Origin of the sequence: Flavihumibacter petaseus NBRC 106054 (assembly GCF_000974785.1) — a bacterium.
Lineage (GTDB): Bacteria > Bacteroidota > Bacteroidia > Chitinophagales > Chitinophagaceae > Flavihumibacter > Flavihumibacter petaseus.
Window position 1 is genome coordinate 404,333 of the sequence record NZ_BBWV01000002.1, and the last position, 11,069, is coordinate 415,401.

Consider the following 11,069-nt stretch of genomic DNA (forward strand, 5'->3'; position numbering starts at 1 on the left):
CATGAGGATGTTTATTTTGCTGCTGACGCTGATTACGCTGAACATTGAGCTGAATGCCCAGAAAGGCAGTAGCTATGATCTGAAAAAATTGTCCATTGAATGGCAGTTGACTACCAACCGGTATGAAGATGGTTCCAGGGCACTGAATACGCTGATCATAACCAATACCGATAAGCGCCCGTTTCCAGCTTCCGGTTGGATCATTTATTTCTCGTCTGCAAGGGAAATGTTGCCATCGTCTCCATCGAACGGTCTTTCCTGCACCCATGTAAATGGCGATATCTATCAGCTGGTACCGCAACCGGGTTTCACGGGAATTGAACCGGGTAAGTCTATCCGGACAAACTATATTACTAATGGGTTTTCCTACAACAAGTCCGGAGCGCCAACCGGGATGTACCTGGTTTGGGGCAATCAGCCGGAGAAAGGGATTCCGCTTGACAATTACCGCATTGGCAATAACCTGGATACTACACAGGTATATAAAACGCCGGAAGCAATATTTACCCGGAATACACTTTATTCAGCACCTGATCCTGCCCGGTTGTCACCGGTTTTCCCGACTCCCGAATCCTTTGAAAGGGGAACCGGCAATTTCGAACTGACCAGTGAAGTAGCCATCCTGTGCGGTAATGAATACCGGAAAGAAGCTGAATTCCTGGCAACGGCCTTGCAGCGGGTGACGGGTAAACAACCGGTTATCGCAACAGCATTTATCAGGCCGGTCCGATCGATCCAGTTTTTGCCAGCCACACTTCCGGATGAAAGTTATTCGCTTATGGTAGATACTGGCCAGGTGACGATACAGGCCGGTTCCGCCTCCGGGTTTTTTTATGGCGTTCAATCACTGCTAACGATGATGCCGGGTGAAACAACAGCCGGCCGGTCAGTTTCACTGCCCGTTTGCCGGATCACTGATAAACCCCGTTTTGGATACAGGAGCCTGATGGTGGATATCGGCAGGAATTTTCAGACAAAGGCAGAATTGAAAAAAATGCTGGACTTGATGGCCTTGTATAAGCTCAATACGCTTCACCTCCACTTCAGTGAAGACGAAGGCTGGCGCATCGAAATGCCTTCCCTGCCGGAACTGACTGCAGTTGGGGCGCAGCGGGGGCATCCACTCGATAGTAAAAAGAATCTGCCGCCCTCCTTCGGCGCTGGTCCGCTCACCGGAAAAATGCCTGCCAGTGGTTACTATTCACGAAATGATTTCATAGAGATACTCCGGTATGCCAGTGCGCGGCATATCCGCATTATTCCTGAAGTAGAGACTCCGGGACATGCAAGGGCAGCGATCAAGGCCATGGATGCCCGATACGATGCATTCAGTAAATCCGGTAACATGACTGGTGCACTGCAGTATCTCCTGAGGGATACGGCTGATCAGTCCCGCTACAGTACCGCCCAGGCATGGACGGATAACGTGATGTGTGTAGCCCTGCCATCCGTATACAGTTTTATCGAAAGAGTGGTTGACGATTTCAGGGATATGTACCGCGAAGCGGGCGTGCCCCTTAAAACGATCCATATGGGAGGCGATGAGGTTCCGGATGGTGCATGGGAAAAATCACCTGCCTGCCTGGCTTTGCTGAAGCAGGATTCCTCGCTCACAGAAATCAATGATCTCTGGTATTACTACTACACCCGTGTGGCTGAAATTCTCCGCAAAAGGAATATTGAAATGGCAGGATGGGAAGAAGTAGGCATGCGGAAAACGAAACTGGCAGGTGTGAAGAAACTGATAGTTAACCCGCGGCTGGCCAATGAAGGTTACCAGTTGCATGTTTGGAACAATATGGTCGGATGGGGAAATGAGGACCTTCCTTATCGCCTGGCCAATGCTGGTTACAAAGTGATCCTGAGCCCGGTCAGCAACAACTATTTTGATATGTCCTATTACAAACATCCCGACGAGCCCGGATTTTACTGGGGAGGTTTTACGGATGTGGACAAGCCTTTTTATTTCATCCCATTTGATTATTTCAGGAATACCACGGAGAATGCCAATGGTGACGCTGTGCGGGCAGATGCTTTTGTCGGAAAAGACCTGTTGACAGACTACGGAAAGTCCAATATTATCGGGCTGGAAGGGTTGATCTGGTCGGAGACCATCAGGAGTGAAGCTAACCTCGAATATATGGTGCTGCCGAAACTGCTGGGTCTTGCGGAGAGGGCATGGGCGCCGGATCCTGCGTGGGCAAATGAAAAAGATACGGCTAAAATGAATATTGCTTACCGGAAGGCCTGGTCTGATTTTGCTTACAGGATAGGGGTGATGGAATTACCGCGGTTGTCCACCTGGTTTGGTGGCTACCGGTACCGCATACCCGCACCTGGTTTGGTGGTTGACGCAGCAGGCGTGCAGGCAAATCTTCAGCTGCCGGGCTTTACGTTGCGCTATTCAACAGATGGGTCTGAGCCGGATCTGAAATCAAGGATCTTCACTGGTGTGATCAGGGAAAAGGGAGTAATCCGGATAAAAGCCTTTGACAAAACCGGCAGGGGCGGAAGATCAGTTTCTGTGACGGTAAAATAGCAGGTACTATTCCTGCTCACGTCCCGCATCTGCGGGAGTGCTTTGTGTGACTACATCGAAATCGAACTGCATGTCGTTCAGCCTGCGGTACAGGCCGTCGGTTGCCATCAATTCTGCATGGGTACCTTGTTCGAGAACGATGCCCTTATCGATCACGACGATCCGGTCGGCATTGCGGATGGTAGACAACCGGTGGGCGATCACGAATGAAGTACGCCCCTGCATCAGGTTTTCCAGTGCTTCCTGTACGAGTTGTTCAGATTCACTGTCGAGGCTGGAGGTTGCTTCATCAAGAATCAGGATCGCAGGATCTTTCAGGATCGCGCGGGCAATGGCTATCCGTTGCCGCTGCCCCCCGCTGAGTTTGATGCCTCTTTCTCCCACAATGGTCTGGTACCTTTCGGGGAATGCGTCTATAAACCCGTGAGCGTTTGCTTTTTTTGCGGCATTTTCCACTGCCTCATCAGTAGCCTCCGGGTGTCCATAGGCAATGTTTTCGCGGATAGAACCGCCGAAAAGGATTACTTCCTGGGGCACAAAAGCAAGTTGATGCCGCAATACGGATATTGGGAAACGGGATGGTGCCTTGCCATCGTAAAGAATTTCACCTGATTCCGGCTGATAGAATTGCAATAACAGTGAAGCGACAGTTGTTTTGCCTGCTCCGCTGGGTCCGACGAGCGCGATCTGTTCGCCGGGTCGCGCTTCCAGACTGAGTTGGCGTAATACCGGGATGTCGGGCCGGGATGGATAACGGAAGGCTACATGGTCAAAACGGACGCTTCCCGATAACCGGTGTTCCGGCTCGATGGTTACCGGGTGCAGGGCTACCGGTTCTCCTTCACCCCGCAGGATCTCCCGAATGCTTTCTGTAGCACCAAGGGTTTTTTGAAGTTGTGAAAAAAGGTCGGCGAAGCCGGCAAAAGTGCCGCCCACAAACATGGAAAAGATCACGAACATGGTCAGCGCACCGATGGTGAGACTGCCGTCCTGGATCATCCTTACGCCGTACCACATCACAAATGCCATGGCGCCAAAAACACTGAAGATCATAAAGGAAACAAATGCTCCCCTGTAGCGCGCATTGGTGATGGATGTATCCACAACAGCATAAACAGTCTGCAGGTAACGTTTTATTTCCCACCATTCACTTGTAAAAGCTTTTACCACCGTAATGCCATGAAAAGTTTCCTGCACAATATTGCTGCTGTCAGCCAGCTGGTCCTGAACCTTTCGTGCCAGCCTGCGGATAAACCTGCCGAAAAAAACAGCCACCAGGGCAATTACCGGTACTACGGATAGCATGATCAATGCCAGCTTCGGCTGAATCCAGAAGATGAAACACAAGCCGATAATCAGGGTAAAAATTCCCCGGAGAAATTCGGCTAATGAAAAGGAAACCGCGTCCTGGATCTGTGACAGGTCCGAAGAGATACGGCTGCTGAGTTCGCCCACTCTTTTCTCTGTAAAGAAAGTCATCGGCATGGTAAGCAACCGCGTATACACATCCTTTCGCATATCCGCCAGAGACTTTTCACCTACCTCGGTGAGCAGGTAAACCCGGAGGAAAGAAAAAATGGTCTGTACGCCCAGCTGGACAAAAATAAGCATCAGGGTAGTGTTGAGGCTCCAATGGACATGCCGCAGTTTTTCACCCAGAGACATAAATGTACCCATGGATGGAGCAGGGTTGCCTGCAGCAGTTGTACCCGCCACTGTGGCGGCATCGATCATTTTGCCCAGGAATAATGGAAACAAACTTGTCGTGAAAGCCGACAATGCAATACAAACCAGTGCGGCAATAAACCTGAGCCGATAAGGGCGTACGTAGGCAAAAAGGACAAAAGCTTCTCTTAGCCTTTCACGCGTTATCTTTATCCGGGGCTTCCGATTTTCTGCCGATGCCATGCTGCAATGAATTAGGCTGCAAGTTAACGCCCCTTTATCAATCACCCGAATGATGAACAAATTGAACGTGAAGACCCTTCTGGGAGGCATACTGCTAACCGGAAACACCTTCCTGGTAACCAGCATCGCTGCGCAGGAAACCTCCATAACGTACGACCGGTATGACCCGGTTTCCACGCTGGTAGTTACTGGTCATGAAGTAAAGCGGGCAAGATACCCGTTTATTGATGTGCATAACCACCAGGGAAGCATGAATGCAACGCATTTACGGGAACTGGTTGCTGATATGGATCAACTGAATATGCGGGTGATGGTAAACCTGAGCGGCGGGTCAGGAAACTCCCTGAAACAGTCCGTTATCTCCATCCGGGAGCACTACCCCGGCCGGTTCCTCGTTTTTGCCAATATCGACTTTAGCGGCGTTGGCGATCCGGGTTGGGGAGAAAAGGCAGCAGCTCAACTGGAAGCCGACGTGAAAAATGGAGCCAGCGGATTGAAGATATTCAAGAATCTTGGTTTTTCGGTTACGGATAGAAGTGGTAAACGCGTGCCGGTAGATGATCCCCGCCTGGACCCGATCTGGGAAAAATGTGCCGCATTGAAGATTCCCGTCCTGATACATACTGCTGACCCGAAGTCCTTCTGGGATCCACTGGATGAACATAACGAAAGGCTGATGGAGCTGCAAACCCATCCGGGACGGCAGAGAGGCGACAATAACCCTGAACCCTGGGCTGACCTTATCGATGAGCAACACAGGATGTTCGCCAGGCATCCGCGTACGACGTTTATTGCGGCCCACTTTGGCTGGTACCCCAATGATCTTGCGAAACTTGATCAGTTACTGACCCGTCTGCCTAATGTGGTGGTGGAATTCGGGGCAGTGATCGCTGAACTGGGGAGGCAGCCCCTTACCGCATCGCAATTCTTCAGTAAATACCAGAACAGGATCCTGTTCGGAAAGGACAGCTGGGTACCCGCTGAATACGCCACTTATTTCCGGGTGCTTGAAACCAAAGACGAATACTTCCCCTATCATAAGCGCTATCACGCCTTTTGGCGGATGTACGGGATGGGGCTTTCCGATGAAATACTAAAGAAAATCTACTACCGGAATGCGCTGCGGTTATTCCCCTCACTTGACCCCGCAGCGTTCGAACAGGTGTCCGTTAGTGGTAGGTGAGTTGTCTATTTTTTTACTCAATTACGACATATAATCGAATTTTACAATTTTAATTTGACTTTCTGAATTTCATTTATTTTCTTTGCTACCGGCTATTTTAGCCAATGGTTTAGCCACTGCTTACACCGCCTACCTGTCCTCTGTAACATACAATTCCTATAAAACCATAAGATCGAAACTGCCTGGACTCTAAACCCGCCAGGTTAACACGTGGAAAGATCCCCAACAGGGATTATCATATTCGTGACTTACATGCCTATGAATGCCTGGAGTGTCTGACTAACTGCAACGCTCATCGTACCCGGCATTTAAACCCGAGAAATCATGAAGGCCAGTAGAATCTTCAGGCGCCTTTGTTGCTGGTTGTTGGTGAGCAATATCATTGCTGTTCAGGAACTCGCTGCGCAGAGCAATACTATTTTATATTCGGATTTTGAGGGTCCCAACATTTCGTTGGGATGGGATGGGATGGAAACATGCTGTTCCTATTCCATGACTACGAGCACCACGTATAAACGAACCGGAAAACAGTCGCTCCGGCTGGAACTCCGTAAAACGGATACAGAGATCTACGGCAATAAAAGAGCGGAACTGGCAGACAACAGTTACCCGATACCGCATGAAACAAACCGTCGCTGGTGGGGATTCAGTACTTTTTTCCCGCCTGATTTTCAAAAAGATTCCGTTCATGAAATATTCGCACAGTGGCATTACCGCGCCACAAGTTCCAATATTTCCGCATCTCCGCCACTTTCCCTGCAGGTGTATAAGGGTGACTGGATTCTCGAAATACGGTATGACTCGGTTGATATCAATACGGACAAGGGCAGCAACATAAAGCTGGTATCCATTAACCTCGGTCCGTGGACGAAAAGTGCGTGGACAGATTGGGTGTTCAATTATAATTACTCACCGAATGACGACGGGTCGCTGAAGGTGTGGAAGAACGGTCAGTTGGTGGTGGATTATAAAGGAAAATGTTATTACAAGGGATCTTATGACCCCTTCTTCAAGATCGGTATTTACCGATGGGTTTGGGGCGCCACCTGGCCTTCCGTACTTGAACAGTCTGTTTTGAATACGCGGGTGTATTATGTCGATAATGTGCGCATTGGCAATAAACAATCCATTTTGCAGGACTTTTTGCTCCCCGCTTCATTGCCCACGAATGTAACTCCTGTGGCAACCGCCGGGGACGATCAGAGTATGCCGGTTCCGTATTATACAGCAACCCTGAAAAGCACGGGAACATTTGATCCTGACGGAACAATTGCCGGTTACCAATGGAACCAGGAATCGGGACCAAATATTCCCACATTGGCAGATCCCAAAGCTGCGGACCTGAAGATTTCCGGAATGAAACAGGGAAGCTACCGGTTTCGGTTAACCGTTACCGATAACCAGGGGGCTAAATCCTCCAGTACTGCTGAGGTAACAGTTACGGGTACAGCTGCCATCAATCAGCCACCCATAGCCTTCGCCGGAAATACGAAAATACTCACCCTGCCGACTAATGCTGTTACATTGTCCGGAACCGGATCAACAGATCCTGATGGGCAGATAGCCAGTTATACCTGGTCGCAGGAGTCTGGGCCATATACCGCACAGATTTTAAATCCGAAAAGCGGCAGCACAACGGTTTCCGCATTACAGAAGGGTTCGTATTATTTTAAACTGGTGGTAGCAGACAACAGTGGGGCAATCGCAACAGACTACGTACAGGTTTATGTGGATGGTGTTGCTGCGATGCCCAATGTAGCGCCCGTAGCAGCTGCCGGTAATGCACAGACGATCACCTTGCCGGTGAACAGCGTCACGCTGTCGGGGTCAGCATCATATGATTCAGACGGGAGCATCTCCGCCTACAGGTGGACGCAGTTGTCCGGTCCATCAACAGCTACGCTGGGCAATGCAGCAACGGCTACTGCAACCGCAGGTTCCCTCGTGGCGGGCACCTATGTGTTCTCGTTACAGGTTACAGATAATTCCGGTGCAACAGATACTGCCCAGGTAGCTGCAGTGGTGAATCCTGTTCCGGCCGGCGTTAATGTACCTCCTGTAGCCAATGCAGGAACCAATCAGACTTTTCCTTACTACTATAATACGATCACGTTAAGAGGTACCGGCTCTTATGATCCTGATGGTACCGTGGTGGCTTATCAGTGGAGCCAGGATTCCGGACCGGCTGTGTTGCTGTCAACCCCTGATTCAGTGAGCACGCTTGCGAGAAATGTGACGGTATCCGGAACTTATGTTTTCCGGTTAAGAGTAACCGACAATAAAGGGTTGACCAGTTCGGGCACCGTGACCGTTGTGCTGACACCTGCTGTGGACGGCGTGAGTGGCATACCTTCCCCGAACACATTGCCGGTGGCCCGCCCCGGCTCTAATGCCAGTTATCAGAATATGTACAATACGATTACCCTTAATGGTAATCAGTCGACAGATAGTGACGGTTTGATCGTCAAATACAAATGGGTGCAGGAATCCGGTCCTTCGATCCAGCTGGCTACACCGGATTCCTTTTACTGCCTCGCCCGGAATCCACAGGTGGCCACTTATGTATTCCGCCTTATTGTGACAGACAATAAGGGTGGCGTGTCTTCTGCTCCGGTTACCTACAACCTTCTGCCGGTGAATGTGAAACCGGTTGCCAATGCCGGGTCGTCGCAAACTTTTCAGATCATGTACACCACCATTACACTCAATGGCGGCCTCTCTGCCGACAGCGATGGTGTGATCTCAAAATACAGGTGGGATAAAGAATCGGGACCATCTGCAGGGACATCTTCCACCCCTGATTCTGTAGTGAATGTTGTAAGAGGAATTGCGGTAGGAACCTATGTATTCCGACTGGTTGTAACGGATGACGACGGTGCTGCAGATACCGCCAGGGTAACCATCAATGTTTTGCCCATTACAACAACGGCAAGGGTAACAGGAGGTACTGAAACTATTGCTGCTGAGCCAACGGCATTCAGGAGAAGCGGGGACGTCTGGAAATGGGGACAATTGCAGGCGGTGACCTATCCCAATCCTGTACGCAATCAGCTGCAGCTGGAAATGAACAGTAAGGACCAGGGCCGCGTTGTTGTCAGGTTGTTTGATCTGCACGGTGCACTGATCTGGCAGGACCGCTTTGAAAAGAACGGCGCCAGGGTGAACCGGACTTTGTATCTTAGTGGCGTGCCGGCCGGAATCTATCTGCTGAAGGTTACCCAGGGAGACAGGTCAATTCTGAGCAAGCAGGTCAGCAAACTCGAATAATCGTCAAAGAGCGGATGGAAAAAGGTAAGCAAGAAGTATTCAGCGCGGTATTACATATTGGTGAAGATCATGTGCATTTCAGGGGAGGGATCGGGGCCGTGCTGGCTACCTATAAAAAATTCTTTCCCGCTTTCAGGGCAATCGGCACCCAGCGCAGGATCTCAAACATCGGAAAGGTCTTTTATTTCGCTCAGAATTATATCAGGATGTGGTGGACCCTGCTTACCCGTCCGGAGATCAAACTCCTGCATATACATGGTTCGTTTGGGCAAAGCGTATACCGGAAAGCAGTAGTCGCGTTTACTGCAAAATCAATCTTCAGGAAGAAGTTTATCTATCATATTCATTCTTCCGAATACATTCTTAAATATGATGCCGGATCGGGGCTGTACAAAAAATTCTGCCATTATCTTCTGGATCATGCTGATGTAGTCGGCTGCCTGACCCCTAAATGGGAGGAACAATACCGGCAGAAATTCGGACTCACCAATACCAGGGTAATGTACAACCTGATCGCGCCACCGGCAGCGATCGATTTCCCCCGGGCGCATAAAGACCCCGCGGAACCGCTGAAGCTGCTTTTTCTCGGGCTTATTGACGAGAAGAAGGGCGTCTTCGATATGGTTGAAATGGCGAGAAGGCACCGTGCTGCACTGGAAGGGAAACTCACTATATTCCTGGGCGGTGTTGGTAAAACAGACAGGCTGAAAGAAGAGATCAGCCGGGATTCCCTGGAGAATATCCTGGATTACCGTGGATGGATCAATGAAACTGGTAAAAATCAGTACTTCCGGAATGTTGATGGATTTATACTTCCTTCCTATAATGAAGGGTTACCCATCTGCATCCTCGAGGCCATGAGTTACGGACTACCGGTAATGGCCAGCCGTGTGGGTGGAATTCCGGAGATCATGGAAGACAGGGTGAATGGATTCCTCTTTGAGAGGGGAGACCAGGAGGCCATGTTTGCTGCAATCAACCAGTATGTGGAGAATAACTACCTGCTGGAACAGCACAGTAAAGAGTCATTGCGGCTGATTCGTCATTTCTACCCGGAAGAAGTTGTTCCGCAGATGGAAGCGCTATACAGAAGCCTGCTATAATTATCCCGTTAATCAGATAAATACCCTCGTGCCGGCACCAACCGCATTGTAATTTTCCCTGAATTCTTTCGGAGTACAGCCTTTCTTCTTCTTGAAAACCCTGTTGAAGTTCGACATGTTATTGAAGCCGCAGCGATAGGCGATTTCACCGATGGAGTTGGTGGTGTCGATCAGCATGCGGGATGCATGGCCCAGCCGTATATCGATCAGGCTGTCGATAAAATTGTTGCCCGTGCGGGTTTTAAAAAAACGGGAGAAAGCAACATCACTCATACTTACCAGCCGGGCAACATCAGACAGGGAGATTTGCTTATCGAAATTGGCGTTCATGTATTCCAGTGACTTTTCTATCCTCCGGCTGTTATAAGTGAATTGTTCAATATTATTGAAGGTTGCATCTGAAAGTATGCGCATATTCCTGGAAATGCTCAGATCGTGCAGGATTGAAAACAACTCCAGTACGGAATCGAAACCATGTTTCTGATTGAGGTTGAGGATGCGGGGCGCTAGTAGCCGGGTGGTTTCAGGGGAAAAAAGGATGCCACGCAGCGATTTTTCCAGCATGGCGCGGATGAAACTCAGCTGGTTTCTGCGCAACATTTTTTCATCAAAAAGGTCTTTGTGAAACTGGATCGTTACTTCACGGATCTCACCGGACTGACATTTGTGGGTGAACCAGCCATGCTGCAGGTTGGAACCTACCAGCACCAGTTCCATGTCGTCGATCTCTTCCATATGATCACCCACCACCCGCCGTGCAGCCCTGGCATTCTGGATAAAATTGAGCTCGAATTCTTCGTGCATATGCAATGGGAAATCAAAGGCAGTCTTCGATCTGCTGAAAATGGTGAAACAATCACTCTGGGTTAACGGGGTAATTTCCCGTAGTATTTTTTCATTTTCCCTCTTCATGAGCTGCAATAAAAGTATTATTAACGGATCGGGCTATGTTTATTGTAAACTGGTGACATTCAGAACCTTAAAACAATGCTCCTCCAAAAATAAATAATCTGCCATATAAAAGTATAGTCTATTGATAATATAGTATCAGGATTCGGCTGGATTAGAA

6 protein-coding genes are annotated in these 11,069 nt (G+C 49.5%); 4 read left to right on the forward strand and 2 right to left on the reverse strand.

What is annotated here, in order from left to right; genetic code table 11:
• The first annotated feature begins 1 nt into the window (after window position 1).
• A complete protein-coding gene (locus FPE01S_RS11590) occupies window positions 2-2,539 on the forward strand; it encodes a family 20 glycosylhydrolase (RefSeq protein ID WP_046369159.1) in 2,538 nt (845 codons plus the stop codon).
• 6 nt (window positions 2,540-2,545) lie between these two features.
• Here FPE01S_RS11590 and FPE01S_RS11595 read toward each other — a convergent pair whose 3' ends face one another.
• Window positions 2,546-4,447, reverse strand: coding sequence for an ABC transporter ATP-binding protein (locus FPE01S_RS11595; protein ID WP_046369160.1), 1,902 nt, complete (start codon window positions 4,445-4,447; stop codon window positions 2,546-2,548).
• Between the two features lie 49 nt (window positions 4,448-4,496).
• Here FPE01S_RS11595 and FPE01S_RS11600 point away from each other — a divergent pair, with 49 nt between their 5' ends.
• From FPE01S_RS11600 to FPE01S_RS11610, 3 genes are all read left to right on the forward strand, one after another.
• On the forward strand, window positions 4,497-5,630 hold the full coding sequence (locus FPE01S_RS11600) for an amidohydrolase family protein (RefSeq protein ID WP_245623991.1): 1,134 nt from the start codon (window positions 4,497-4,499) through the stop codon (window positions 5,628-5,630).
• 324 nt (window positions 5,631-5,954) lie between these two features.
• Window positions 5,955-8,897, forward strand: coding sequence for a PKD domain-containing protein (locus FPE01S_RS11605; RefSeq protein WP_083990243.1), 2,943 nt, complete (start codon window positions 5,955-5,957; stop codon window positions 8,895-8,897).
• Window positions 8,898-8,911: 14 nt separating this feature from the next.
• Window positions 8,912-10,000, forward strand: coding sequence for a glycosyltransferase family 4 protein (locus FPE01S_RS11610; protein WP_046369162.1), 1,089 nt, complete (start codon window positions 8,912-8,914; stop codon window positions 9,998-10,000).
• Window positions 10,001-10,012: 12 nt separating this feature from the next.
• Here FPE01S_RS11610 and FPE01S_RS11615 read toward each other — a convergent pair whose 3' ends face one another.
• On the reverse strand, window positions 10,013-10,912 hold the full coding sequence (locus tag FPE01S_RS11615) for a helix-turn-helix transcriptional regulator (protein ID WP_046369163.1): 900 nt from the start codon (window positions 10,910-10,912) through the stop codon (window positions 10,013-10,015).
• Window positions 10,913-11,069: the final 157 nt, after the last annotated feature.